Annotated in this window: 28 protein-coding genes; 17 read left to right on the forward strand and 11 right to left on the reverse strand. The window is 68.3% G+C overall.

What is annotated here, in order from left to right; genetic code table 11:
- The first annotated feature begins 433 nt into the window (after positions 1–433).
- From VHR41_04895 to VHR41_04915, 5 genes are all read left to right on the forward strand, one after another.
- Positions 434–1,489, forward strand: a complete 1,056-nt coding sequence (locus VHR41_04895) for a radical SAM protein (GenBank protein HEX3233508.1) — start codon at positions 434–436, stop codon at positions 1,487–1,489.
- An 8-nt stretch (positions 1,490–1,497) separates the two neighbouring features.
- Positions 1,498–2,841: a hypothetical protein gene (locus tag VHR41_04900; GenBank protein ID HEX3233509.1), complete on the forward strand. Its 1,344-nt coding sequence runs from the start codon at positions 1,498–1,500 to the stop codon at positions 2,839–2,841.
- A 31-nt stretch (positions 2,842–2,872) separates the two neighbouring features.
- Positions 2,873–3,580, forward strand: coding sequence for a DUF1080 domain-containing protein (locus VHR41_04905; protein HEX3233510.1), 708 nt, complete (start codon positions 2,873–2,875; stop codon positions 3,578–3,580).
- 85 nt (positions 3,581–3,665) lie between these two features.
- Positions 3,666–4,304, forward strand: coding sequence for a DUF1080 domain-containing protein (locus tag VHR41_04910; GenBank protein HEX3233511.1), 639 nt, complete (start codon positions 3,666–3,668; stop codon positions 4,302–4,304).
- Entirely contained in the window at positions 4,301–5,593 is a 1,293-nt protein-coding gene (locus VHR41_04915; protein ID HEX3233512.1) for a nucleoside permease, read from the forward strand. Before VHR41_04910 ends, VHR41_04915 begins: the two co-directional genes overlap by 4 nt.
- On the opposite strand, the gene VHR41_04920 is transcribed toward VHR41_04915, so the two are convergent.
- The 3 genes from VHR41_04920 to VHR41_04930 are packed head-to-tail and all read right to left on the reverse strand — an operon-like array spanning position 5,496 to position 9,105.
- Positions 5,496–6,743, reverse strand: coding sequence for a Gfo/Idh/MocA family oxidoreductase (locus tag VHR41_04920; protein ID HEX3233513.1), 1,248 nt, complete (start codon positions 6,741–6,743; stop codon positions 5,496–5,498). The genes VHR41_04915 and VHR41_04920 overlap by 98 nt on opposite strands.
- Positions 6,740–7,354, reverse strand: a complete 615-nt coding sequence (locus VHR41_04925) for a gluconate 2-dehydrogenase subunit 3 family protein (protein HEX3233514.1) — start codon at positions 7,352–7,354, stop codon at positions 6,740–6,742. The genes VHR41_04920 and VHR41_04925 overlap by 4 nt, the downstream gene beginning before the upstream one ends.
- Positions 7,351–9,105, reverse strand: a complete 1,755-nt coding sequence (locus VHR41_04930) for a GMC family oxidoreductase (protein ID HEX3233515.1) — start codon at positions 9,103–9,105, stop codon at positions 7,351–7,353. Before VHR41_04930 ends, VHR41_04925 begins: the two co-directional genes overlap by 4 nt.
- Positions 9,106–9,254: 149 nt before the next feature.
- Here VHR41_04930 and VHR41_04935 point away from each other — a divergent pair, with 149 nt between their 5' ends.
- The 7 genes from VHR41_04935 to VHR41_04965 all read left to right on the forward strand — a co-directional run bounded on the left by VHR41_04935 (position 9,255) and on the right by VHR41_04965 (position 15,368).
- Complete coding sequence (locus VHR41_04935; GenBank protein HEX3233516.1) at positions 9,255–9,683, forward strand: Rrf2 family transcriptional regulator; 429 nt, start codon at positions 9,255–9,257, stop codon at positions 9,681–9,683.
- A gap of 76 nt (positions 9,684–9,759) precedes the next feature.
- Entirely contained in the window at positions 9,760–9,981 is a 222-nt protein-coding gene (locus VHR41_04940) for a YezD family protein (protein ID HEX3233517.1), read from the forward strand.
- A gap of 95 nt (positions 9,982–10,076) precedes the next feature.
- On the forward strand, positions 10,077–11,471 hold the full coding sequence (locus VHR41_04945) for a porin (protein HEX3233518.1): 1,395 nt from the start codon (positions 10,077–10,079) through the stop codon (positions 11,469–11,471).
- A gap of 28 nt (positions 11,472–11,499) precedes the next feature.
- The gene (locus tag VHR41_04950; protein HEX3233519.1) at positions 11,500–12,528 is read left to right on the forward strand and encodes a sulfate ABC transporter substrate-binding protein; all 1,029 of its coding nucleotides are present in this window, start codon (positions 11,500–11,502) and stop codon (positions 12,526–12,528) included.
- A 40-nt stretch (positions 12,529–12,568) separates the two neighbouring features.
- Positions 12,569–13,396 carry a sulfate ABC transporter permease subunit CysT gene (gene cysT / locus VHR41_04955; GenBank protein ID HEX3233520.1) on the forward strand — a complete coding sequence of 276 codons (828 nt, stop codon included), beginning with the start codon at positions 12,569–12,571 and terminating at the stop codon, positions 13,394–13,396.
- The gene (gene cysW / locus VHR41_04960; protein ID HEX3233521.1) at positions 13,396–14,307 is read left to right on the forward strand and encodes a sulfate ABC transporter permease subunit CysW; all 912 of its coding nucleotides are present in this window, start codon (positions 13,396–13,398) and stop codon (positions 14,305–14,307) included. The genes cysT and cysW overlap by 1 nt, the downstream gene beginning before the upstream one ends.
- Complete coding sequence (locus tag VHR41_04965) at positions 14,304–15,368, forward strand: sulfate ABC transporter ATP-binding protein (GenBank protein ID HEX3233522.1); 1,065 nt, start codon at positions 14,304–14,306, stop codon at positions 15,366–15,368. Before cysW ends, VHR41_04965 begins: the two co-directional genes overlap by 4 nt.
- A gap of 36 nt (positions 15,369–15,404) precedes the next feature.
- Here VHR41_04965 and VHR41_04970 read toward each other — a convergent pair whose 3' ends face one another.
- The 3 genes from VHR41_04970 to VHR41_04980 form a co-directional block, all read right to left on the reverse strand.
- Positions 15,405–16,385 carry an NAD(P)H-quinone oxidoreductase gene (locus VHR41_04970; GenBank protein HEX3233523.1) on the reverse strand — a complete coding sequence of 327 codons (981 nt, stop codon included), beginning with the start codon at positions 16,383–16,385 and terminating at the stop codon, positions 15,405–15,407.
- Positions 16,386–16,580: 195 nt separating this feature from the next.
- A complete protein-coding gene (locus tag VHR41_04975) occupies positions 16,581–17,501 on the reverse strand; it encodes a pyridoxamine 5'-phosphate oxidase family protein (GenBank protein HEX3233524.1) in 921 nt (306 codons plus the stop codon).
- Positions 17,486–17,818, reverse strand: coding sequence for a VOC family protein (locus VHR41_04980; protein ID HEX3233525.1), 333 nt, complete (start codon positions 17,816–17,818; stop codon positions 17,486–17,488). Before VHR41_04980 ends, VHR41_04975 begins: the two co-directional genes overlap by 16 nt.
- Before the next feature lie 125 nt (positions 17,819–17,943).
- Here VHR41_04980 and VHR41_04985 point away from each other — a divergent pair, with 125 nt between their 5' ends.
- The gene (locus tag VHR41_04985) at positions 17,944–18,561 is read left to right on the forward strand and encodes an ABATE domain-containing protein (protein ID HEX3233526.1); all 618 of its coding nucleotides are present in this window, start codon (positions 17,944–17,946) and stop codon (positions 18,559–18,561) included.
- Here the strand turns inward: VHR41_04985 and VHR41_04990 are convergent.
- Complete coding sequence (locus VHR41_04990; GenBank protein ID HEX3233527.1) at positions 18,534–19,364, reverse strand: hypothetical protein; 831 nt, start codon at positions 19,362–19,364, stop codon at positions 18,534–18,536. The genes VHR41_04985 and VHR41_04990 overlap by 28 nt on opposite strands.
- Before the next feature lie 32 nt (positions 19,365–19,396).
- Between VHR41_04990 and VHR41_04995 the strand changes: the two genes are divergently transcribed.
- On the forward strand, positions 19,397–19,948 hold the full coding sequence (locus VHR41_04995) for a DNA-3-methyladenine glycosylase I (GenBank protein HEX3233528.1): 552 nt from the start codon (positions 19,397–19,399) through the stop codon (positions 19,946–19,948).
- Between the two features lie 42 nt (positions 19,949–19,990).
- Positions 19,991–20,233, forward strand: a complete 243-nt coding sequence (locus tag VHR41_05000) for a hypothetical protein (GenBank protein HEX3233529.1) — start codon at positions 19,991–19,993, stop codon at positions 20,231–20,233.
- Positions 20,234–20,257: 24 nt separating this feature from the next.
- On the opposite strand, the gene VHR41_05005 is transcribed toward VHR41_05000, so the two are convergent.
- Complete coding sequence (locus VHR41_05005) at positions 20,258–21,001, reverse strand: exodeoxyribonuclease III (GenBank protein HEX3233530.1); 744 nt, start codon at positions 20,999–21,001, stop codon at positions 20,258–20,260.
- A 25-nt stretch (positions 21,002–21,026) separates the two neighbouring features.
- On the reverse strand, positions 21,027–22,556 hold the full coding sequence (locus VHR41_05010; GenBank protein ID HEX3233531.1) for an FAD-binding oxidoreductase: 1,530 nt from the start codon (positions 22,554–22,556) through the stop codon (positions 21,027–21,029).
- Positions 22,557–22,799: 243 nt separating this feature from the next.
- Between VHR41_05010 and VHR41_05015 the strand changes: the two genes are divergently transcribed.
- Both VHR41_05015 and VHR41_05020 read left to right on the forward strand, forming a co-directional pair.
- Positions 22,800–23,432 carry a helix-turn-helix domain-containing protein gene (locus VHR41_05015; GenBank protein ID HEX3233532.1) on the forward strand — a complete coding sequence of 211 codons (633 nt, stop codon included), beginning with the start codon at positions 22,800–22,802 and terminating at the stop codon, positions 23,430–23,432.
- Positions 23,433–23,475: 43 nt separating this feature from the next.
- Positions 23,476–23,976, forward strand: a complete 501-nt coding sequence (locus tag VHR41_05020; protein HEX3233533.1) for a hypothetical protein — start codon at positions 23,476–23,478, stop codon at positions 23,974–23,976.
- Here the strand turns inward: VHR41_05020 and VHR41_05025 are convergent.
- Both VHR41_05025 and VHR41_05030 read right to left on the reverse strand, forming a co-directional pair.
- Positions 23,960–24,871, reverse strand: a complete 912-nt coding sequence (locus tag VHR41_05025; GenBank protein ID HEX3233534.1) for an ROK family protein — start codon at positions 24,869–24,871, stop codon at positions 23,960–23,962. The genes VHR41_05020 and VHR41_05025 overlap by 17 nt on opposite strands.
- Before the next feature lie 45 nt (positions 24,872–24,916).
- A complete protein-coding gene (locus VHR41_05030) occupies positions 24,917–25,369 on the reverse strand; it encodes a response regulator (protein HEX3233535.1) in 453 nt (150 codons plus the stop codon).
- Positions 25,370–25,714: the final 345 nt, after the last annotated feature.

Raw genomic sequence — 25,714 nt, forward strand, 5'->3', positions numbered from 1 at the left:
CCCGTCGTACCGAATGACCTCGGGGTCAATGTCACTCTGCCAGGAATAGAAGACGGTCGCCTTCATGAGGGCACTCGCTGCCGACTGTCACCGGGGAGGGCTTCAGGAATGACGTAAGCTGCAATGCATCAATCGCTTGCGTAAGCAACCTGAAAGTGGAGCCTGCAGCTCAGTCAGTGAACTCAGATGAGCCGACTGTCTCTCCCTGCTTGACGCTCCCCAGCTTCGGGATATATTCGGTATTGTGGTCCGAACACACGCCGCCCCCGGGGTGCCCTATGTCTTCCCCTCAGCTCTCCCCCTCCCCTACCATCGCCACGCCGGCCGGCTCCGCTCACACCCGCGTCTGCCCCGAGTGCGCCGGCCCGCTGGTACGCTCCTCCGGCTGTCTGAGCTGCACCCAGTGCGGGTGGGGACGATGCGGGTGACGCGGGTGACGGCATCCGCCGCTCGAGATCGGCCGGCGGCACAACTCGACCTGTTGCCCGGCCAGTCCGCGCCGGCCGGCTGGTCCCTGCTCGACCAGCGCGAGCGCGGCACCCGCTTCCTGGCGCTCTCCGTCCGCTCGGCGCTCAACACTCCGGCCACCACCCGCATGGGGTTCTGGTCCATCAATCCCTACGTCGGGTGCGAGTTCGGCTGCACCTACTGCTACGCGCGAGACACCCACCGTTACGCCATGGAGCGCCACGGGGCCGACGGCGAGGAGCCGATGCCCGCCTGGCAGGCGTTCGAGAAGCGCATCCTGGTCAAGACCGACATCGTCGAGGTGCTGGCCCGCACGCTCGATCCGGCCCGGCTCGCCGGGCACTCGCTGGTCATCGGCACCGCCACCGATGCCTACCAGCCAGCCGAGCGGCGGTTCCGCCTCACCCGCGGCATCCTCGAGCTCCTGCTGCGCTACCGCGGTCTGTCCATCGGGCTCATCACCAAGTCGCCGCTGGTCACCCGGGACCTGGGGGTGCTTCAGCGGCTGAGCGAGCGGCACGAGGTCACCGTCAACATCTCCCTCGCCACCGCCGATCCCCGGCTGGCCCGGCGCCTCGAGCTGCGCTCGCCCATGCCGGCGGTCCGGCTCAAGGCGCTCCGCCGCCTCACCGAGGGCGGGGTCCACGCCGGACTGCTGGTGGCCCCCATCGTCCCCGGCGTCACCGACGATCGGGCTGGACTCTCGCAACTCATGGCGGCGGCGAAGGCGGCGGGCGCCCGCTACGTGGTCGGGTCGGCGCTCCGGCTCGGCCCCGCGGCACGGCACCGCTTCCTTCCCGTCCTCACCCGCGAGTTCCCCCACCTGGCCCGGCGCTACGAGCGGCACTACGCCCGGCGCGAAGGGGTGAGTCCCGCCTATCAGCAGGCGCTGAGCCGCCGGCTGCATGAGCTGCAGCGGCTCCATGGATTCCCGGTCGACGAAGGCATGCGAAGGAAGCAGCAGCTCGAGGGGCACGAACCGCGCGCGGTTCCCGCTCCCGAACAGCCGTCCCTGCTGTAGCCGCCAGTATGCCCCGCTCCGTCCTCTTCATCGATCCTCCCGCGTTCTGCACGTCCCTCGAGGGGCTCGTCGCCCCCGCGCTCAGGACCCGGCCGGTGGCGGTGGCGCCGCCCGGCGCCGATCGCGCCACCATCATCGCGCTGTCGGCCGAAGCGCGGCTGGCGGGAGTCTCCCAGGGGATGCCGGTGCGGCAGGCCCGGAAGATCTGCCCCGACCTGGTGCTGCTGCCGCCCAATCCGGTGCTCTACGCCCGCGCGTCGCGCGCGCTGCACGAGATCTTCCGGATGTACGCGCCGGCCATCGAGCCAAGAGGATACGGCCACGCCTTCCTCGATCTCACCGGCACCGGTCGGCTCTTCGGACCCGCCGTGGACGTGGCCGCGCGGGTGCAGCGCGAGGTGTGGCAGCGGCTCCGGCTGCCGGTCTCGGTCGGTGTGGCGGCCAACAAGCTGGTCAGCCAGGCGGCCACCACCGTGGTCAAGCCCGAGCCGCTGCTGGAGGTGCCGGGCGGCGCCGAAGCCAGCTTCCTGGCGCCCCATCCGATCATCGTGCTGCCCGACCTCTCGCCCCGCATCCGGAGCCGGCTGGACGATTACCAGCTCGACCGCATCGGCGAGGTCGCGGCCATCGCCGAGAGCGCGCTCTGCGCCGTCTTCGGCAGTACCGGGCGCACGCTGCGGGCGCGGGCGCGCGGCATCGATCCCCGCCCCGTGCTTCCGCCCGAACGGCAGGCCGAGTTCCACACCGCCCACACGCTGGCCACCGACACCAACGACATCGGCGTGCTCCACCCGCTCCTCCGGCTCCTGAGCGAGCGGCTCGGCCGCCGTCTCCGCCAGGGCAGGCTGGTAGCGCGGCGGCTCAGCGTGGAAGCCACCTACGCGGATCACACCACTGTAGTGCGCGCCGTCCCGCTGCCGGGCGCCATGCTCGATGCCGAGCTTTGGAGCGCCGCGCGCCGCGCCTTTACTCTGGCCAACGCCAAGCGTCTCGCGGTCCGGGCGGTGGCGCTCACGCTGGATCGGCTGGAGGAAGCGGATGCGCAGCTGGAGCTGTGGGAGAGCGGGCAGCAGGATGCGACGGCTCGTCCTTCCGTGCTCGACGGCGCTCGCGCCACTCTTCAGGTCCCCTCCCCGGTTCGCGAGCACGCGCTCCAGGGCGCGATGGATCGGATCCACTCCCGCTACGGCCGCCGCGCCGTGGCCTGGGCGCACGCCGCGCCTTCCAGCAGGGGCTCCGCGCGCATCGTGCTGCTCAAGACGTTCGACGCGAGTTCATCTGCTTCGCTGACTCCTGAGTCAGCAGCGACCAAGGCCACTCTTGCGGCGTCACGCGACTCTGCGATACTATGAGCCAACCGCTCGTGACGGAGCGTCCACGCCCATGCACCTTAGGCCCAACCTCGTCATACGCTTCGCCGCCCTCGCGCTGGTAGCCTGTGCCCCGGCGCGTGGCAGCGCGCAGGTCAAGTCCGGTGAGCAGGATGTCGCAGCCGCGAGCCCCAACACGCTGACCGCCGAGGAGCGCACCGCGGGCTGGCAACTTCTGTTCAATGGGGTGAGCCTGGACGGCTGGAAGGCCAGCGACAAGCCGGGCACGTTCAGCGTGGCACACGGGCAGATCATCGTGCGCGGTCCGACCTCGCACCTCTTCTATCTCGGTCCCGTCCAACATCACGACTTCACTGACTTCGAGCTCAGGCTCGACGTGATGACCTATCCCGGGGCGAACTCCGGGGTCTATTTCCACACGGAGTGGCAGGAAAAGGGGTGGCCCGACAAAGGCTACGAGGTGCAGGTGAACAATTCGCACGCCGACACCAGCCGCACCGCCGGGCTCTGGGGCATCAAGGACAACCCCATCCCCCCCGCCAAAGACAGGACCTGGTTCACTCTTTCGATCACCGTTCAGGGCAAGCACATCGTCACCAAGGTCGATGACAAGGTGATCGTGGACTACACCGAGGAAGACCACCCGGTCCGCCCACCCGAGCTTGCCCACCGCCTGATCTCGCACGGGACGTTTGCCCTCCAGGGACACGACCCCAAGAGCGAGGTGCATTATCGCAACATCAAGGTCCGGGTCCTCTAGGCCCCGGCTCGCGGCCGGATGGCTGCTCGCCTTCGCTCTCGCCGGCTGCTCATCCGAGAAGTCGTCCACCACGGTTTCGATGCCGATGAAGCCCGACTCCAGCGGCGGCGCTTCCGTCCCCGCCGAGGGAGAGTGGCGCACGCTCTTCGACGGCGGATCGCTCGAGGGCTGGCGAGGATTCAAGAAGGACAGCGTGCCCGCGGGCTGGCAGGTGGTGGACGGGGCGCTCACGCGGGTCGGGAAGGCAGGCGACCTGATCACCCGGGACGAGTTCGGCGATTTCGAGCTTACGCTCGAGTGGAAGGTCGCCGAAGGCGGCAACAGCGGGATCATGTATCGGGTCACCGAGGATGCCGGCGAGACCTACGAGAGTGGACCCGAGATGCAGGTGCTCGACGACGCGCGCCACAAGGACGGCCAGTCGCGCCTCACCGCCGCCGGCTCCGCCTATGGGCTGTACCCCGCTCCGGCCGGTGTGGTGAAGCCGGCCGGCGAATGGAACGCGGTGCGCATCTTGGTTCGGGGAAACCACGTCGAGCACTGGCTCAACGGCACCAAGGTGGTCGAGTACGAGCTTGGGAGCCCCGACTGGAAGGCGAAAGTCCAAGCCAGCAAGTTCAAGCAGTGGCCGGGCTACGGGCGCGCGGCCTCGGGACACATCGCGCTCCAGGATCACGGCGACCGGGTGGCATATCGTAACATCAAGGTGCGCACGCTCCCGTGAGCCACGCCGCGGGGTCGGCGCGGGCCCGTCTGTCGGCGATGATGTTCCTGCAGTACTTCGTCTGGGGCGCGTGGTTCGTCACCATGGGCACCTACCTGACCCGGACGCTGCATTTCACGGGCTCACAGGTCGGGCTGGCGTACGGCGCCACCGCGATCGCCGCGCTGGTCTCCCCATTCTTTCTCGGGATGGTCGCCGATCGCTTCTTCGCGAGCGAACGGCTCATGGCTGGCCTCCACCTGTCGGGCGCGGGCCTGCTCTGGTTCGCCTCCTCGCAGACCAGCTTCGCCACGTTCTATCCCGCGCTGATCGCGTACGCGCTGTGTTACATGCCGACGCTCTCTCTGACCAACTCGATCGCCTTCCACCATGTGCACGACCCGGGCCGCGAGTTTCCGGTCATCCGGGTGCTCGGCACCGTCGGGTGGATCGCTGCCGGCATCCTGGTCGGCCGGGTCCTCCACGCCGATGCGCTCGTGCTGCCGATGCGGGTTGCGGCGGTCGGATCGGTGGTGCTCGGGCTCTACTCCCTCGCGTTGCCCCACACGCCGCCCAAGGCCGCGGGCGCGCCCTTCAGCGCGCGCGACGCGCTGGGGCTCGACGCGCTCGCGCTGCTCCGCGACCGCGCCTTCCTGATTTTCGTCATCGGCTCCTTCCTGCTCTGCATCCCGCTTCAGTTCTACTATACCTTCGCGAACCCCTACCTCAACGAGATCGGCGCGCCTGACCCTGCCTTCATCCAGACGTTCGGACAGATGTCGGAGATTGGGTTCATGCTGCTCCTCCCTCTGGCACTCCGGCGCTTGGGGATCAAGGGGATCATGCTCGGCGGGATGCTCGCCTGGGCGCTCCGGTACTTCGCCTTCAGCGCCGGTGACGCCGGCCCGGGAATGTGGCTGGTCTTCGCCGGGATCCTGCTGCACGGCATCTGCTACGACTTCTTCTTCGTGGCGGGTCAGATCTACACCGACGATCGCGCCGGCGTGCGGAGCCGCGCCGCGGCGCAGGGTTTCATCAACTTCGTGACCAACGGGCTGGGCTACTTCGTGGGGGCCTTCGTGTCGGGAGCGGTGGTGGAGCGCTGGACCCGCCCGCCTGGGATCCACGACTGGTCGACCATCTGGCTGGTGCCCGCGGTGATGGCGCTGGTGGTGTTCGCCGCCTTCGCTCTGCTTTTCCGGCCCCGCCGGGTCAGCGGTTCGGATGCCAGCGGCCGCGAGCCACCGCAGGGACGAACGACTCCAGCCCCCGCGGCGGGAAGCGCACCGTCTTCTCCTGCTCGGCGCTGAGGTAGGCGCTCATGAGCACCCTCACGACGTCCAGGCCATCCTCGAAGGTGAGGAGGGGCTCTTCCTTTCCAAGGAAAACCCGCACGAAGTGGCGGTCTTCCGCTTCGTAGCCATACACCGCCGCCTCGCTGGCAACGACCGGCATCAGCCCGCTCTCAGCGTTCTGCTTCTCTACCAGATCCTCGCCGGCCCTTCCCTCTACTTCACGGCTGAAGAAAAGGTGGAGACCGGTGTCCAGTGAGTTCCATGACATGGAGTACTCCGGTCCCAGCAGCTCAGCCGAGAGCCGGAGACCAGCGCCCACGAAGCTCCAGGACGTGCTGGCCTCGCCGATCACGCGGCGGCCGTCCGGAGTCTGGAACTCGAGCACGATGCTCGCGTAGTCCTCCGCCGGCCGCTTCGAGTAGTCCACCGTCGTGCCCATCGTGCGCTTGAGGCGCCGCGCGTACTCGGGACGTGTCCACTTGAGGCTGGCGATGTGACCCGTCACCCGGCGGAGGTCGAGTGACGAGGCCGGCCGGCCGGGCTCGGTGAGCAGGTGTCGCACCACCAGGGCCGAGTGGCACATCATGTCGTTGAGCACTCCCCCGCCCTGCAGGGCGCCCTGCCAGAACCACGGACGATGCGGCCCGGCGTGCTCCTCGGCCGCGCGCGCGAGGTAGGGCCGGCCGACGGCGCGGGCACCTCTGGCCCAGATCAACTCGCGCCCCCGCTGTACCTGCGGGGCGAAGATCTGGTTTTCCAGGTACCCGTGCGGAATCCCCGCCCGCCGCACCAGCCCCAGCACCTGCTTCGCCTCGGCGACGTTGCGGGCCAGCGGCTTCTCACAGGCCAGACCGAGGAGCTCGCCGTGGCCGCGCTCGACGGCGTCGGCGATCTCCTCGACGTTCTCGATGCGCGTGTGGTTGGGGCCACAGAGCCAGAGGGCATCGATGCCGGGGTCCGCGACCATCTTCGCGATCGAGCGAAATGGGCGGGCCTCCCCCACGTCGAGCCGCCGGGCTAGCGCCGCCGCCGCCGCCGCGTTGCCGGGATGAGGGCTCCAGACGCCCCGCACCTCGGCATCCCGCACCGCAGTGAAGGCCTGCAGGTGGAAGGTGGCATTGAAACCGCTGCCAACGATGCCGATTCCGAGTCTCCGTCGGCTCACGTCGTCCGCTCCGGTTGATAGCTCACCCCCAGCTTCCGGAGCGCCGCGTCAGGGCAGCCGGCCCACTCCGGGAGGGCCTGGTTGCCCTGGTACCGCAGATCCCGCACGCCGATGCGGCTCGACCAGAACGCGGTGGCGACGAGGTCACGGAGGTCGCTGAAGAACGCGGCCCCGTTCGCGAGCGCAGGGGCGGTCCTGGCCGGCCACGCGATGTCGTCGAGGATCGCGATGCGCTGGCTGGGAGCGGCGTCCACGAACGTGCGGCCGAAGCGCCGCTCAGACTCGGCGTCGAGCCAGGCCAGGCCGCCGCGCAGGGCGAGTCGCATGACGTCATCCTCCACCTCGCGCAGGGCGAAGTCGATGTAGGCCGGGGCGCCGGCCTCGCTCGCGCCACCGGAGCGATCGTCGGCGGGGATGACGAGGTCGGCCAGCACGGTGACGGTGGCGAACTCGTGGGGGGTGAAGAACTGCGGCGCCTTCATCGACAAGGCGGTGCTGTCAGCCTGGTGCTCGCTCTCGCCGCTCTTGCCGCCGGGCCGCCCGCCGCACGCGGCGGTTGCCGCGGTGACCCCGAGCAGCGTCACCAGGTCGCGGCGGGTCAGGTCGCTCACAGGGCACCCGCCTTCCGCTGCTCCGCGATGTGGTCGCTGGCTCTCCATGCGAGCGCCATGATCGTCCAGGTGGGGTTCTTGTCCGCCTGGGACACGAACGGCCCGCCGTCGGCGACGAAGAGATTAGGCACCCCATGCACCCGGCAGTCCGGGTTCACCACGGATCGAGCGGGGTCCCGGCCCATGCGCGTCGTGCCGAGCTCGTGGATGATGCGGCCGCCCGGCGCGATCCCGTACCCTTTCTCCTTCGTCGGCATCGGCGCGAGAGCCTCGCCGCCCATCTCCGCGAGGAGGCTGCGGAAGGTCCGCTGCATGTGGCGCACCTGGTTCAGCTCGTGATCGCTCCACTTCCAGTGGAAGCGCAGCACCGGGATGCCCCAGCGGTCCACGACCTCGTGGTCGATCTCGCACCAGCAGTCGTCGTTCGGGACCATCTCGCCGCGCCCGGAGAAGCCGATGGTGGCGCCGTAGTACCGGCGGTAGTCGTCCTTCAGCTGCTTGCCGTAGCCCCCGCCACGGGGATACCGGTGGATGGCACCCATGAAGCCGTAGGACGGCTCGCCGAGGCCGCCCCAGACCTCGATGTGGTACCCGCGGGGGAAGTCGAGCTTCTGGTTGTCGAGCCACCACGGCATGTAGACGTGCGCGCCGCCGACACCGTCCTCGTTGTGCGGCACATGGTCCGCCATTCTCGGGATGAAGCCCCCGACGTCGGTACCGGTCGTGTCGGTGAGGTAGCGGCCCACCACGCCGCCGGCGTTGCCGAGCCCATTCGGAAAGCGCGACGAGTGGCTGTTGAGGAGGAGGCGGGCCGACTCGCAGGCGCTCGCCGCGAGCACGACGACGCCGGCCCGGACGTGCTCGTCGGCGCCAGTGGCCTTGTTGATGTACGAGATGCCGGTGGCGCGTCCCGCCGTGTCGAGGGTGACCTCTCGGGCCATCGCACCGGTGACGAGGGTGAGCCGTCCGGTCTCCAGGGCCGGCTTGATGAACACGCCAGGGCTCGAGAAGTTGGCGTTCACCCCGCAGCCGCGGTTGCACTGACCGCAGTAGTGGCATGCGGAGCGGCCGTTGTGTGGCCGGGTGAGGACCGACATCCGGTTGGCGATGCAGGGGATCTGGAGTCGGCGGCTGGCCTGCTGCACCAGGAGCTCGTAACAGCGCGGCCGGGGCGGTGGAAGGAAGATCCCGTCGGGATGGTTCCGGAGCCCCTCGTTGCTACCGAAGAGGCCGATGAAGCGGTCGAGACGATCATAGTACGGGGCGAGGTCGTCGTAGCCGATGGGCCAGTCGTCGCCGAGTCCGTCGACGCTCTTGCCGCGGAAATCGTCGGGGCCGAACCGGAACGAGTAGCGGCCCCAGTGGTTGGTGCGGCCGCCGAGCATCCGCGCGCGCCACCAGCCGAACTCGGTGCCCGGCGCCAGCGTGTACGGCTCGCCGGCCACGTCCCAGCCGCCGATACAGCCGTCGAACTCGCCGAACTGCCGCTCCGCGGTCGCCGCGCCGCGGCGCGGTGAGTCCGCGGCGGCGGTCAGCATCATCGAGTCGCGCTCGCTGTACCACTCGGGGCCAGCCTCCAGCAGCACCACGTTGGCTCCCGTCCGGGTGAGCGCGTAGGCAGCCATCCCCCCACCGGCGCCGCTGCCGACGATGCAGACGTCGTACCGCTCGCGACGCGGCGCGAGAGCCGGCCCCAGCCGGGCAGCTGGTGCGCTCGCCAAGGCAAGGAATCGGCGACGCGTCATTGTCATAGGGCGAGCTCTTGGAGGGTGTGGGCTGGGGGCGGACGAGAAAGTATAGGGCGATCGGGTGCGAGTATCCACCAGCACAGCGTCGTTCATCGGCCGGCGTGTGCGGGGCCTGACTATATTGCGGGCTTCTCAGCCAAGCTCTCAGTGATATGCTCTCCAAGAAAGCCAAGTACGCCATCAAGGCGCTGCTCGCCTTGGCCGACCAGGAACCCAGCGAGCCGATGCGGATCGAGGATCTGGCCCGGCGGGAGCAGATCCCCCGGAAGTTCCTCGAGGTCATTCTGCTGGCGCTCAAGAACCAGGGCGTCCTCCAGAGTCGGAAGGGCAAGGGGGGCGGCTACCGCCTCGCGCGCCACCCCAAGACCATCTTCCTCGGCCAGATCGTGCGGATGTTCGATGGACCGCTCGCACCGGTGCCGTGCGCCAGCCAGACGGCGTACGTCCGCTGCATCGACTGCCGTGACGAAGCCGCCTGCGGTGTCCACCTCGCCATGAAGGACGTGCGGGATGCCACCGCACGGATCCTCGACAAGACCAGCCTGGCCTCGCTCGGGCGCCGGGTGCACGAGCTCACCTAGCGCCACGTAGCACGGCACGAGGCTTGCTACGGGCCGTAGGTGTTTACTCTACTTAGTCGATAGAGTATATAGATCTATGACTCTGCACCCGTCGCCCCGCGACGAGCCCCAACGTGAGGCCGGCCCGGAGGCGCTCTCCCCGGCCATCCTCCACGCCCTGAGAGAGGCGCTCCGAACCATCCGCTATGGGACGGTCGAGCTGGTGATCCACGACGGGCGGGTGGTCCAGCTGGAACGCAGCGAGAAAGTCCGTTTCGAATCAGAGGTTAGCGACCGGAAACGGGAGCCGAAGCAGTAGCTGAATCAGGTTCGCGCTCGCACCCCGCGAGTGCCGAGCACCGGGGCTGACCGGACGGCCGGAAGTCCACCCCCGACGAAAAAGAGGAGCGCCGGATGAGAACCGTTCACGGTTGGGCCGCAGGCATCGTTGTCGGGCTGGCGAGTGTCGGCCTGGTGCGACAGGGTGTGGCACAACAGGACTCCACCAAGGGCGACACCGTGCCGGCCTCCCTCGAGTCCCGCATCGACGCGCTCGACCAGCAGGTCCGCATCCTTCAGCGGCTGCGTGAGCTCGCCGCGGACAGCGCGGCCGCGGCCGCCAAGGACAAGGTGAGCGCCACCGCGAGCGCCAAGGACGGCTTCAGCATCAAGTCGGCGGACGGGAAGTTCGCCGTCCGGCTCAAGGGGCTGGTGCAGACCGACGCGCGGATCTTCCTGAGCGACAAGGCCGCCCCGGCCACCACCACCTTCTTTCTCCGCCGGGCGCGCCCCATCCTCGAGGCCACCGTCGGCAAGTACCTCGAGTTCCGGCTGCAGCCCGATTTCGGCCAGGGCCAGACGGTGCTGTTCGACGCCTACTCCGACGTGAAGATCGCACCCGCGTTCGCCATACGGGTCGGCAAGTTCAAACCCGCGGTGGACCTCGAGCGCTACCAGTCGGCCAGCGACATCGTGTTCGCCGAGCGGGCGCTGGCGACCAACCTGGCACCCAACCGCGATATCGGACTTCAGCTCTCGGGCGATATCTCCACCGGCGCTTTCACCTGGCAGGCCGGGATCTACAACGGGGTTCCCGACCTGGGGAACGGCGACGGCGACGTGAGCGACGCCAAGGACGTGGCCGGCCGCGTCTTCCTCCAGCCGTTCAAGCTCGGCGCGCTCGCGGGACTCGGCTTTGGCGTGGCCGGGACCACGGGACTGGAGCGCGGGACCATTCTGGCCCCCGCGCTCGCCAGTTACCGGACGCCGGGGCAGCAGACCTGGTTCAAGTACCGAAGCAGCCTCACCACGCCGGCGAACAACATATTCGCCGACGGCCGCCGTTCCCGCGTGGCGCCCCAGGCCTACTTCTACTCCGGTCCGCTGGGTCTCCACGGCGAGTACATCCAGTCCTGGCAGGCGGTGACCAAGCTGGCGGGCACGCCCCTCAAGCTCAAGCATACCGCCTGGCAGACCACCGGCTCGATCTTCCTGACCGGCGAGAAGAACTCCTTCAAGAGCGCCGCCCCCAAGAAGCCGTTCGATCCCAAGGCGGGCACCTTCGGCGCACTCGAGCTGGCCGCGCGCTACAGCGAGCTCAGCATCGATGACGCCACCTTCCCCACCTTCGCCAACCCGGCGAACACGCCGAGCAAGGCCAAGGCCTGGGCGATCGGACTCAACTGGTACCTGGCCAAGGCGATCAAGGTCGTGGCCGACTATGAGCACACCACGTTCACCGGTGGCACCGCCACGGGCGACCGCGAGGACGAGAACTTCGTCGCCACGCGGGTCCAATACTCCTTCTGATCTCGACACGAGAGGCAAGTTGACGACCATGCGCACCCGACTCGCGATGCACGGCTCTGCTGTCCTCCTCGCCTTGCTGGGAGGCCACGGCATCGCCGCGGCTCAGGCGGCTCCCAAGCCCGTGACGCTGCTCAATGTCTCCTACGATCCCACGCGCGAGCTGTACCAGGATTTCGATCGACAGTTCGCGACCTACTGGAAGGGCAAGACCGGCCAGGAAGTGACCATCAAGCAGTCCCACGGCGGGTCGAGCAAACAGGCCCGCTCGGTGGTCGATGGCCTCGAAGCCGACGTCGTCACCCTCGCGCTCGCCTACGACATCGACCAGATCGCGGAAAAGGGCGGCCTGCTCCCGGCCAACTGGCAAACCCGGCTGCCCAACAACAGTTCGCCCTACACCTCGACGATCGTCCTGCTGGTCCGGAAGGGAAATCCCAAGCACATCAAGGACTGGGACGACCTGGTGCGGCCGGGTGTCTCGGTGGTGAGTCCCAATCCCAAGACCTCGGGTGGCGCGCGCTGGAACTACCTGGCCGCCTGGGGATACGCCCTCAAGAAGTTCAACGGCGACCAGGGGCAGGCCAAGGCGTTCGTCACCAAGCTCTACAAGAACGTGCCCGTGCTGGACGCCGGCGCGCGCGGCGCCACCACCACGTTTGTCGAGCGGGGCATCGGCGACGTGCTGATCGCCTGGGAGAACGAGGCGCTGCTCGCCATCAAGGAGCTGGGGCCCGGCAAGTTCGAGCTGGTCGCTCCCTCGGTCAGCATCCTGGCCGAGCCGCCGGTGGCGGTGGTGGACAAGGTGGCCAACAAGCACGGCACCCGGGCGGTGGCCCAGGCCTACCTGGAGTACCTCTACAGTGAAACCGGCCAGGAAACTGCCGCGCGGAACTTCTACCGCCCGCGCCTGGCCTCGGTCGCCGCGAAATACCAGGCCCAATTCCCCAAGGTGACCCTGTTCACCATCGACGAGGTCTTTGGCGGGTGGAAGAAGGCCCAGGCCACCCACTTCGCGGACGGTGGCGTGTTCGACCAGATCTATCAGCCGGGAAGCTGAGAGTGCGAGCTGTCGGTTCTACCCCTACGAAGGGATGACGATGCCAGTTCGACCACGCAGTGTGCTCCCGGGCTTCGGGCTGTCGCTCGGAATCACCTGCACCTACTTGAGCCTGGTGGTGCTGCTGCCCCTGGCCACCGTGCTGTTCAAGTCGGCGGAGCTCACCCCCGCCGCGTTCTGGGCCACGGTGAGCTCGCCCCGGGTGCTCGCTTCCTACCGGGTCACCTTCGGAGCCTCCCTGGTGGCGGCGCTGGTCAATACCGTCTTCGGCCTGCTGGTGGCGTGGGTGCTAGTCCGCTATCCCTTTCCCGGCCGCCGGCTGGTGGACGCGATCGTCGATCTGCCGTTCGCGTTGCCCACCGCGGTGGCCGGCATCGCGCTCACCACGCTCTACGCGCCGAACGGCTGGGTCGGCGCGCGGCTGGAGCCGCTCGGCATCCAGGTGTCCTATACCTGGCTGGGGATCACCGTCGCGCTGATCTTCATCGGGCTGCCGTTCGTGGTGCGCACCGTCCAGCCGGTGCTGGATGATCTCGAGGTCGAAGTCGAGGAGGCGGCGGCGAGTCTCGGCGCGCGTCGCTGGCAGACGTTCGTCCGGGTGGTCCTGCCCGCCATCGCCCCGGCCCTGCTCACCGGCTTCGCCCTGGCCTTCGCCCGGGCGATCGGGGAGTATGGCTCGGTGGTGTTCATCGCGGGCAACATGCCGATGAAGACGGAGATCGCGCCGCTCCTCATCATGACCAAGCTGGAGCAATACGACTACGCCGGCGCCACCGCGGTGGCCATGGTCATGCTGGTTGCGTCGTTCGGTCTCCTGCTGTCCATCAACCTGCTCCAGTGGGCCGCTCGCCGGCGGATGGCCGCCTGATGGCCACCAGCGTCCTGCTTCATGCCACGACGGCTCCGCGCGCCGTCACCCGGGCCACCGGCGAGACCCGCCTGGTGCGCTGGCTGCTCATCGGCGCCGCGTTGCTCTTTCTTGGCCTGGTGCTGGTGATCCCGCTGGTCTCCGTCTTGACCCAGGCGCTCGCCAAAGGCCTGCCCGCCTACTGGGCAGCGATCACCGATCCCGACGCGCTCAGCGCGGCTCGGCTCACGCTGCTGATCGCGGCCATCGTGGTGCCGGCGAACCTGGTCTTCGGCGTCGGCGCGGCCTGGGCCATCGCCAAGTTCGAGTTTCCCGGCAGGCAGGTGCTGGTGACACTCATCGATCTGCCGTTCGCCGTCTCGCCGGTGATCTCGGGAATGATCTTCGTGCTGCTCTTCGGCTCCCACGGCTGGTTCGGGCCGTGGCTGCTGGAGCACGATCTCAAGATCATCTTCGCGGTGCCGGGCATGGTCCTGGCAACCACGTTCGTCACCTCGCCCTTCGTGGCCCGCGAGCTGATTCCGCTGATGCAGGAGCAGGGACCGGAGGAGGAAGAGGCGGCCATGGTGCTGGGCGCCACCGGCTGGCAAACCTTCTTCCGGGTGACCCTGCCCAACATCAAGTGGGGCCTGCTCTACGGCCTCATCCTCTGCAACGCCCGGGCGATGGGCGAGTTCGGCGCGGTGTCGGTGGTCTCGGGGCACATCCGGGGGCTCACCAACACGCTGCCGCTCCACGTCGAGATCCTCTACAACGAGTACAGCTTCGCGGCGGCGTTCGCGGTCGCCTCGCTGCTCACCCTGCTGGCGCTGGTCACCCTGGTGCTCAAGAGTCTGGTCGAATGGCAGCAGCGGCGCACCGCGGCCAGCGTTCCCGAGGACGAGCTCACCCCGGTCAGGAGCGGCACATGAGTATCGAAGTTCGCAGCCTGCGGAAGACCTTCGGGCAGTTCGTCGCCCTCGACAACCTGGACCTGGACGTGCCCGGTGGCGAGCTGGTGGCGCTGCTGGGGCCCTCCGGATCGGGCAAGACCACACTGCTCCGGATCATCGCCGGGCTGGAGCCCGCCGACAGCGGCACCATCCGATTCCACGGCCAGGATGCCACCGGCCAGCCGGTCCGCGAGCGGCAGGTGGGGTTCGTGTTCCAGCACTACGCCCTCTTCCGCCACATGAGCGTGTTCGAGAACATCGCCTTCGGGCTTCGGGTGCGGCCGCGGCGGGTGCGCCCGTCGGAGGCTGAGATCGTGGACACGGTCATGGGATTACTCCGGCTGGTGCAGCTCGACGTGCTCGCCGACCGGCGCCCATCGGAGCTCTCGGGCGGCCAGCGCCAGCGTGTCGCGCTGGCCCGGGCGCTCGCGGTGAAGCCCAAGGTGCTCCTGCTGGACGAGCCGTTCGGGGCGCTGGATGCCAAGGTGCGGAAGGAGCTCCGGCGCTGGCTCAGGCGGCTGCATGAAGAGGTGCACGTCACCAGCGTCTTCGTCACCCACGACCAGGAGGAGGCGCTCGAGGTCGCCGACCGCGTCGTCGTGATGAACGAGGGCCGGATCGAGCAGAGCGGAACGCCGGAGGAGGTGTACGAGCACCCGGCCACCCCGTTCGTCTACAGCTTCCTCGGGGACGTCAATCTCTTCCACGGCCGGCTCGAGCGGGGTCGGGTCAACATCGGGGAGAACGTGCTCGACGCGCCCGAGTGGGCCGAGGCGGAGGATCAGGCGGCGGTGGCGTACGTGCGGACGTTCGAGATCGAGGTCGCGCCATCGTCCAATGGCGACTCCTCCATCGAGGCGGTGGTGCGGCATATCCGGGCGTTCGGTCCGGTGGTGCGGCTCGAGCTCGACCGGACCAACGATGGCAAGACCATCGAGGCACATGTCCCCCGGGCGCGCTTCGAGCAGCTCGGCGTTCGCAAGGGCGAGCGGGTCTTCGTGTCTCCGACGAATGTGCGGGTGTTCATCGACCAGGCGTGACCGCTCGGCGTTCACCGAGGAGCGGAGCCGACGCCGCTACCAGACCACCACGATCTTCCCGAAGGTCTCGTTCGACTCCATGGCCCGGTGCGCCTCGGCGAGCTCCGCCATCGGGTAGGTGCGCTCCAGCACCGGCCGGAGCGGCGCGGCGTGGTCGATCCGCTGGTCGAACAGAGGAAGCACGCGCTCGGTGAACTCCCGGACCAGCGGGATGCGCTCCTCCAGCGTCCGGGTACGCATCACCGTGCCGATGACCTCCAGCCGCTTGCGGAGGATCGGCCCGAGGTCGGCCGTGGATCGGCTCCCAGCCAGGAACCCGAGCAGAACCAGCCGGCCCCGTGACGCGAGCACCGCCAGGTTGTCGGCGAAGGCGGGGCCGCCCAGCACATCGAGGATGAGGTGGACCGGATCGTCATTCAGCGCTTCCCGGAACCCGGTGCGGCTGGTGTCGATCCCGATGTCCAATCCGTAGACCAGCGCTCGCGCGAGCTTGTCGGGGCTCCGCGATGTCCCGAGGACCGTGGCGCCGAGGTGCTTGGCGATCTGCGCCGCGGCGGTGCCGACCCCGCTGCCCACCGCGTGGATCAGCACTCGCTCGCCGGAGGCCAGTCGCCCGCGGGTCACCAGCGCATCGTAGGCAGTGAGAAATACCTCCGGCACCGCCGCGGCTTCGGCATACGACATCCCCTCGGGAATGGCGAGCGCCTCGTCCTGATGCACCGTCACCAGCTCGGCCTGCGCCCCGCCGCCCACCAGGCCCATCACCCGGTCACCCACCTTCCAGCGGGATGCACCACGCACGGCCTCGACCTCGCCGGCGTATTCCAAACCAGGGATGTCGGCCGGCCAGCCCTGCGGCGCCGCGTACTGGCCGCGCCGCTGGATCAGGTCGGCCCGATTGACCCCGGCGGCGTGTACCCGCACCCGGATGTGCTCCGGCCGGACCTCGGGCTTGGGGACCTCGCCGATGCTGATGACTTCGGGACCACCGGCTCCGGCGTAGATCACTGCGCGCATGGGGACTCGGTTCCGCGGATCGAGGGTGCCGGAACATGACGCAAAGCGGCAGGGAAGAATAGCACGAGCCCTGCCCGCCCTGTCATCCCGAGGAGCACCAGCGACGAGGGATCTTGCTCGCGACTCCCCGAACCGGCGCTGCCGAGGCCGATCCGCCGGTTGACGACAGAACCGCACTATACCCCCCGCACACCCCTACCGTGGATTATGCGGCGACCGGCTCAGCAGCTGCGCCCGCAGCGGCAGCACCCCCACTGTCTCCACCACCGCGTCGATCGAGAACTCCACCACCCGCTCGGCCCCGGGGAACCTGGTGGCCGCGTCCCGGCTCCAATCCACCGCGGCACAGCCGGTGAGCTGCAGGGTGCTCCCCTGGTCGAAATCCACGAACAACAGCCCCGCCCGGGGATCCGCCGCCAGATTGCCGAGTGTGTTGAACATCGCGTTTCCCGCATAGTCGGGGAACCGCAGCCGGTCCGGGGCCTCCACTCGCACAAACCCGGGATCCCCGCCCCGGTGGGACGCATCAGCTCCTGCCGCGGCGTGCCGGCTCGCGATGAAGAACGTGTCGCTCGCAGCGACTCGACGCGTCTGTAGCTCCCTCAGCTCGGACCCGCGCTCGACCCTGATTACGGCGCCGCCGGGGATGCCCCCTTCCCTCTGCACGGCGCGCTGCTGGATGTACTTGGGACAGTTCGCGTACACCTCGCGCGGGGCGATCTCCAGCCCCCGCTCTCCCAGCGGCCGGGCGTGGCCGTTGATCCGCATCCTGCGCCGGGTGGCGAGATCAATGACCAGCACCCCGAGCTCCGCCTCGCCATCTAGACGGCTCGCGAGCGGGTCTTCCCGCCCGGGCCGCGCCGCGATCTGAAGGACGTTCTCGGCGGAGACCGTCAGGAACCCAGGCTCTCCGTGCACCAGTGTGGCCCAGACGCGCTCTCCCTCGTCGGCACCGGCGAGCACCGCGAAGGGCTGCTCGCTGAGGAACTCCCGGGCGACCTCCGGGATGTCGCTCCTGATGATGCGGCCCACACGCGCTGCATTCTCCGCCACGCCGGCGCGACGCTGCACCTCCAGCTCCCCCTCGTGATACGGGTCCATCAGAAGAACCCGCACGACGGTGCGCCAGGTATCGGTGCGGTGAGCCCAGCCGCACCAGTGGGACTGTAGATCTCGAGCCTGATCCCGTCCGGGTCGGCGAAGAAGAGCGCAGCCGAGCCGGCCCTCTCGCGGTGGGGGACGACGTGGTGCAGTCCCGCGCGCCGATGATCGGCACTCTGCTGCCAGAGCGTCAGAAACAGCTGCCCGCCGGCGCCAAGGAAAGCGAACCGGCGGTCGAGGTCGAGCACCTCCTGGTAAAACGCGATGGACCGGTCGAGATCGGTGACGGAGAGACCGATGTGACCGGGGGCAACGCCGGCGGCGGGTGGCATGTCGGTCTCCTGAGCAGGCGAGCACGGGTCGGCACTTATCAGTGTCTAAAAGACATTTAGCTACTGATAAGTTCCCAGTGTCCGGTTGTCAACCGCCCCCCGGCCCCTTATACTCTCGCACTGTCATGATGAGCACCCGCCACCCCTCCCCCTTCGTCTTCGTCGGCAACCACCGTGCGCTGGACTTCGTAAATACCCAAGTGGCCACCGAGGGCGTGCTGCGCGACCTGCTCGGCGACTTCGCCGACCTGGTGCAGTGGCTCGAGGCCACCGGGAGCATCGATCGGCCCTCGGCCCGGAAGGCGTTGGTACAGTGGAAGGGAAAACGATCGGGCGCGGCAGCCCTGACCGAGGCGCGCGCGCTTCGAGCCGCGTTGCGCCGCTTGGCCGATGCGGCGGGGGCGGGACGGCAGGTGCCCCGCGCCACCCTCGAGCGGGTAAACCAGCTCCTGGGGCGCGGAGCCGCGGTGACCAGGCTGGCGCCCGGCTCATCCGGGTTCGTCGCCCAGCGCGGACTGCTCCTCACGGAGCCGTTGGATCTACTGGTGCCCATCGCCGAGGCCGCGGCGGATCTGCTCTGCCACGCCGATCTGAGCCGGGTCCGCCGGTGCGCGCATTCCGCCTGCGTGCTCTACTTCCTCGACGGGACCAAGAACGGCACCCGGCGCTGGTGCGACATGCGGACCTGTGGCAACCGGGCGAACGCCGCCGCCTACTACCTCCGCCAGCGGAGCGCCGAGTAGCCGCGCACCCGACGCGTCGCGTCCGTCAGCGCATGCCTGCCCGGACCTCGACCAGCAGCTGATCGAAGTCCGAGATCTGGAAGAAGCCGAGCCGAGGGTACTCGAGATCCACGATCACGTAGATGGTGACCGCGAGGATGGCCGCGAGGCCGAGAATATGCACCCAGCTTCGCGACTCGCTCGCCCCCATGCCGTATCCCGCCAGGGAGCGCACACAGGAGGGAGACCACCCCCAGCAAACCATAGATGATGGCAGGGGGATGAATCCTGGTCGATGCCAGACGGGTCGTGGAGAGGTCGAACATCTGGTTCAGGGCGGGGAGGAGCAGCCCGGCAAGCTGCGGAAGTGGCGCGTCGCGGACCGCCGTGACCGCCCGGGACCAGATCTCCCCTTGCAGGGCGGCGGCCTGGGCGTAGGCGGCGCGCACCCTGGCCGAATGCGGAATGGCGCGGTAGAGCGAGAGGCGGGCATCGACGTATCGACGAAGGAGCTCCTGCTGTACTTGCCGCGGCTCGGGCGGCAGGAGGTCCAGCCGCTGATAGGCGCTCCCGATGGCGTTGGACTCTTCGATGACCAGCTCGCGGCGCGCGTCGAAACGGGAGGCCGCGCCGGAAAAGGTGAACGCGAGCAGCAGACCCATGAGGCCGAACACGGCGCCCTCGATGGCACCGACGCCCTCGCCCACGCCCTCGCCGTGCCGGCTCCGGTGGCGCTGGCGGAGGCGCCGCCCCAGCTCGAGGAGGACGACCATGCCCACGAAGAGCCCGGCGGCGAACAGCGTACCGACGGCGATCTCACTCATGGCTCGGACCCCGAATCATAGGGAAGATTTGGATGGCCAACACCTATTGCGACATCGCGCCCGGCCACCAGTGGCACGGGCCCTACCACGACGAGGAGTACGGCTTTCCGCTCACCGACGACGCCGCGCTCTTCGAGCGGCTGGTGCTGGAGATCAACCAGGCTGGACTCTCCTGGCTCACCATCCTCAAGAAACGGGAGGCGTTCCGCCGTGCCTACGATGGCTTCGATCCGGAGATCGTGGCGGCCTACCGCGCGCGCGATCGGAAGCGCCTGCTGGCGGACGCCGGCATCATCCGCAACCAGCTGAAGGTGGACGCGGCCATCGCCAATGCTGCGCGTATCCTCGAGCTTCGTGAATCGCACGGCTCGTTCGCCGGCTGGATGAATGCGCACCATCCCCGAACCAAGGCCGAGTGGGTGAAGCTGTTCAAGCAGACCTTCCGGTTCACCGGTGGGGAGATCGTGGGCGAGTTCCTCATGAGCATCGGGTATCTCCCCGGCGCGCACGACCCCACCTGCCCCGTCTACGGGAGAGTTCTTGCCCTGGGGCCTCGCTGGGCACTGAAGGACGGCGGCCGCTAGAGCCGGTTGACCCCTTCCGAAGCCGTCCGTAGGTTTTGCCAGATGGATCCGGCGTTTCTCATCCCCGTCACCGCCATCGCCGTGTGGGGCGCGGTCAAGATCGCCAAGATCAAGGCCCAAAGCCGCATTGCCGGCGGAGACCCCGACGCCACTGCGCGGCTGCAGGCCTTGGAGCAGGAAGTCGGTGCGCTCCGCCAGGACATCGTCGAGGCCCAGGAGCGTCTGGACTTCACCGAACGGTTGTTGGCGCAGCACAACCCCGACCGGATCGACCCCCCCAGGTAATCGCCGCTGCCGGTCGAGCAGCGTTCAGTCGGTCGTCATTACCACGGGCGCGTGGTCGCTGGTACCCACATCAGCGTGCACCACACAGCTCCTCGCGCGACTCGCCACGACCGGCGAGGCGAGCAGGTAGTCCAGACGCCAGCCGATGTTGCGGGCGCGGAGGTTGCGCCAGGGCGCCCACCAGGTGAACAGGCCGGCGTTGTCGGGATCCATCGCCCGCCCCACATCGCTCAGTCCCGTAGCAAGCAGCGTCTCGAACAAGGCGCGCTCCTCGGGCCGCTGCCCGATCGCCATCGGCTTCCGCTCCCTCGGATGCACGTCCATGTCGGTGCGCGCGATATTCACGTCCCCGGCGAGCAGCAGCTCGCGGCCGCCGGCCTGGAGGTCGCGCGCCCACTCCACCAGCCGGGTGAGGAAGGTGAGCTTCGCGGGGTAGTCTTTGCCGCCATTCGGCACGTACATCGAGGCGACGATCAGGTTGCCGAGCTCGACCTGCACGATCCGGGACTCGAGATCGAAGGGAGGATGGCTGTAGACCGGCTCGGCGGGAAAGATCTCCTTCCGGAGATGCAACGAGACCCCCGAATATCCCTTACAGCAGTGCCAGAACGCATGGTAGTCCGCGCGCTCCAGCGCTTCGGGCACTTGCGCCCGCTCGGCCTTGAGCTCCTGCAGACACACGACATCCGGCTGCTCGCGATCCAGCCATTCCTGCACTTGGGCGGCGCGGGCCCGGATCCCGTTGACATTCCACGTGGCGATCTTCATGACCCTCTTCGCTCAGATCTGCGATTCACGCCACCCGAATGGACAACGCATGCCGGAACACATTCCGCGGGTCCCACCGCGCCTTGATCCGCTGCAGGCGCGGATAGTTCGCCTGGTAATACAGCGTGGGCCAGGGCACGCCCGAGGTATTCAGCGCCGGGTCCGCGACGTCGGTATCGGGATGATTGATGAGCGCCCCATCGTAGGCCTCGCCCGGAACCGGGACGCCCCCGCTCTCCGCGAACAGCTCTCGATACAACGCCCGCACCCACTCCAGGTTCGCCGCCTCTTCCCGCGGATCCAGCCAGCCGGTGGTGCACGCCATGTCGAGAATGGCGTGCCGTTGCGCTGAGCCGGTCGCATCCGGCGCGACGGTATTGATCCGCCCGCCATAGGTGGCGAACCCCAGCATTCCGCCCATGACATCGTGGTCGGTGCGGGTGAGATAGTCGTACGCCACCGCCACCTGGCGGTCGGTGAGCCGTCGCTTGAGCAGCGCATCTTTCACCTTGACACTCACGCCGCCGGGCGGCATGGCGAAGAGATCCGGGAACGGGTTCAGGGCGAACTCGAGCCAGGACATCCGTGCCAGCTCGCGGCCGATGGGTGCGCCGAGCCCCTCGGACAGGGCCGCCAGATGATCATCGACCTGCCGCTCGGCGGGGGCGCCGGCCGTGCTCACCCCCCGAATGATGATCTTTCCGAACTGCTTCCGATGGACCTCCAGGAGCGTCCAGAGCGAGGCGAACGGGGAATCGGCGCCGCTGTTCCGCTCGCACCAGGTCCCGTGATTCCGGCAGAGGCGCAGGAAGGACGACTGGTCGATGCCGCTCCAGCTCCATTCGGCCTTGAACGTCGTGATCGACCCTGGCGCACGGGGCAACAGCCCGACGGGATCGTCGCCGGACGCGCCCGGCGAGCGGAACCAGTACCGGGTGACGATGCCGAAGTTCCCCCCGCCACCGCCGGTGTGCGCCCACCAGAGATCGCGATGCGGGTCGGACGTCTCCCGGGTCGCCACCATACCGCTCGCCCGTCCGGCCTCGTCCACGGTGACAACCTCGACGGCATACAGATAATCCGCCGCGAGGCCGAGCTGGCGGCACAGGAAGCCGAAGGCACCCCCGACGACGTGTCCGCCCATGCCGATAGCGGGGAATTCGCCGAGCGGGAGCACGACTCCCCAGCCCTCGTACAGTGCGCGGAACGTCTCGCCCACGGTGACGCCGGCCTCGACGGCCACGGCACGCATGGCCGGGTCGTAATACACCCGGTTCATGGGCGTGACGTCGATGATCACCCGCACTTCGGGATCCGAGACGAATCCCTCGAGGCAATGTCCGCCGCTGGTCACGACCAGCCGCTGTCCCTCCCGCACTGCCTCGTCGACCGCGGCGACCACCTGCTCGGTGGAGGCGACTCGGCGGACGTAGTCCGGGGTGGCGCGGAATCGCTTGTTGAAACGCTTCTCGACCACCGCGAGATACCGCGGGTCGTCCGGGCCGATCCTGGAGGAATCAGTCGCCCTGTCTTCGGTCGCTTGTCGTGTCGACATGGTCTCCTCATGTTACCGTATGCCCGGGCCCATCCAGACGCTCGACTATGAATCCTCGCCGGGGCGATGGCGTTTCTCCAGCGCCGCGCCGCATGAGGTACTGGCAGGCATCGTCCTGCAATATTGGGAGGTCGAGGGCCGGCTCAGCCCGTTTCGGGAGAGAATCCTTCCGAATGGATGCACCGAGCTCATGGTCAACCTGGGTCCCCCGCATCAGATGATGACCCACGCGGGGACCAGCGTGTGGGAGTCCCCTGGTTCTCCGGGCTCCACGAACGCGCCATCGTCATCGAGTCTCTGCAGGGCACCCACCTCGTATCCGCGAGGCTGCACCCGCTTGGTGCGTTGCGCCTGTTCGGTCCCGACGTCCCTAAGATCGTCAACGCGGTCATCGACCTGGAGTGTCTGCTTGGTGCCCCGGCGCGCGAGCTCCGGGCCCTGCTGCTCGCTGCCGACTCGACCGAAATGCGCTTCGAGTCTCTGGAGCGACTCCTCCTCCAGCGGCTGTCGCTGAGCGCCGTTCCCTCGCCGATCGTCGGACAGGCCGCGCGCCTCATCGAGGCACGCCACGGCCACCTGCGCATCACCTCGGTTCATCTGGACCTGGGTGTGAGCCGGAAGCAGCTCTGGCTCCGCTTCGCCCGGGACCTGGGCATGTCCGCCAAGGCCTACGCACAGCTTCAGCGCTTCGTATGGACGCTGGCGCGATTGCGGGAGAGCACCAGCGTCGACTGGCCCCGATTGGCCGCGGAGGCCGGATACTCCGATCAGGCGCACCTGGCGCGAGACTTCCGCCGCGTCGCCTCGGCCAGCCCGACCGAGTTCCTGCGGGTGCGATCGCCGGATACCACGGCACTGCTGGACGAGGTGGGGTAACAAATCTTCAAGACGTGGGAGCGCGGTCTGCCCATTGTGGCACATGCAACTTTCAATCGGCTGGACCGCGTTCGCGGCGCTCTCGGCTCTGTTCACCTTCGATAACCCGCCACCCGTTGCCCCCGACTTCGGACCGCTCGCGTTCGTGGTCGGAGATTGCTGGATGGGCACCTTTCCCGACGGCAAGGCCACCGACGAACACTGCTTCGAGTGGGTGTACGGTCGAAAGTTCATCCGCGATCGGCATGTCGTGCGGAACGGCCCGGCACCCTACGCCGGGGAAGCGCTCTACGGCTGGGACCCGAAGGAGAAGCGGCTGGCGTTCTGGTATTGGAACAGCGAGGGCGAAGTCCTGGTCGGAACGGTGGAGTACCGTCGGGACTCGATCGTCTTTCCGACTCGGCACGAGACGGAGAAGGGTACCATGGAGCTGCGCGCCATCTGGACCCGCATGGGCCCGGACAGCTATCGGGTGGAGCAGAGCCAGGAGGTTGGCGGAGCCTGGAAACCGCTTTGGGTGATGGAGCTCAGACGAAAGCGGTAGCCGCCGGCCACAGCCATGCGGCTCCTCGTACGCCGCTCGAGTCGCCGTGAACGTTCCGCACCACCTTCGTCAGGACCGTGTCCGAGAATACATACCGGAGCAGCCGCTCCGACGCGGCCGACGGCAGACCCGGCAGGTTGGACATGCCTCCACCGAGGACCACCACGTCCGGGTCGAGCATATCGATCAGGACCGCGAGCGCCCGGGCGAGCCGATCCCCGTATCGCTCCAGCGCCCGCAGGGCATGGGGATCTGCGGCCGCGGCGGCCCGAACGATCTCCTGGCTCGAGCGCTCAATCCCCGAGAGGCGTGCATGGTCGCGCTCGAAGCCCGGTCCAGACAGAAACGTCTCCACACACCCGGTCTTGCCACAGTAGCAGCTCGGCGCCGTCGCCCGCTCTTCGTCCGTCATCCACGGCAGGGGCGTATGGCCCCATTCCCCGGCGATCTGATTGGGTCCCTCGTGAATGCGGTGTCGGATCGCGATGCCCCCGCCCACACCGGTGCCGAGGATCACGCCGAACACCGCCTCGAAGCCGCGTCCGGCCCCGTCGATGGCCTCCGACAGCGTGAAGCAGTTGGCGTCGTTGGCAACGCGGATCGGCCGGGAGAGACGAGCCTCGAGATCGGCGAGCAGAGGGCGACCGTTGAGCCAGGTGGAGTTGGCGTTCTTGACCACGCCAGTGGCGCGGCTCACCACCCCGGGTATGCCGACGCCGACCGAGCCGGTGCGCCCCGCGTCGGCCTCGATCTCCGCCACAAGCCGAGCGATTGTCTCGAGAGTTCGGGCGTAGTCACGCGGCGTCGGCACCCGGCGCCGGATGGCCACGGGCCGGTCGGCGTCCAGGCCGATCCCCTCGATCTTGGTTCCCCCCAGGTCAATCCCGATCTGCATCCGCGATAAGTAAGCGGACACCGGAGGGACGCGCCAGCGATCGGATCAAGGGGCGTTGAGCGGCGACCTCGCGGTAGCACCCCTGCTCTCGTGGCCGCTGGGCGGCACCGGCTCGTGGTGCTGCAGGACGAGGCCCACGACCTCGAGCAATTGATCGGGCAGGAATGGCTTTCTGAGGATGGGGACGATCCTCTCGCGCCGGCCGATCCGCGCCAGGCCACCGGGCACGTGACCCGACATGAGGATGATGCATTGGTCCGGAGTGTCCGTCAGGATACGGTCGGCGAGCTCCGTCCCGTTCATCTCCGGCATCACTACGTCGCTGAGCACCAGGTCTAAGCTGCCATGGCGGCTCGAGAGAATGCGGAGCGCCTCGGGACCGTTCTGGGCCTCCAGGACGGTGCATCCCAGGGCCTCGAGCTGCCGCCGCACCAGGTGGCGCATGGCAGGCTCATCGTCGACCACGAGGACCGTGGCGGGGAGCGAGCGGCTCGGCATCGGCGCCTCCTTCCGGCCAGGAGAGGCGCCTCCTCCCACGAAAGGAGGCCTTCAGTGTGACATGAGGTATGCTGCGGCGATCCCAGGTTAGGAAGAGCCCCGGAAGGTGACAATGGCTCGAAGTGGCCATGCCACGCTCTGGCGCCAGGCTGCGAAGCTGCGCGTCCAGGATCGGCGTACCTACCGGGTGAACAGGAGGCTACAGGTCAGCTCGGTACTGGCACTCGGAATTGTTCCTGGAGAACAGCTCCCGTGACCCAGGTGGCCCTGGTCGTCCGCGATGTTCACATTGAGCACCGTGGACCAGGCCCGCGTCGGCCCCTGGCCACCGTACCCATCCGGCGG

The organism is Gemmatimonadales bacterium, assembly GCA_036265815.1.
Classification (GTDB): Bacteria; Gemmatimonadota; Gemmatimonadetes; order Gemmatimonadales; family GWC2-71-9; genus CAVVWJ01.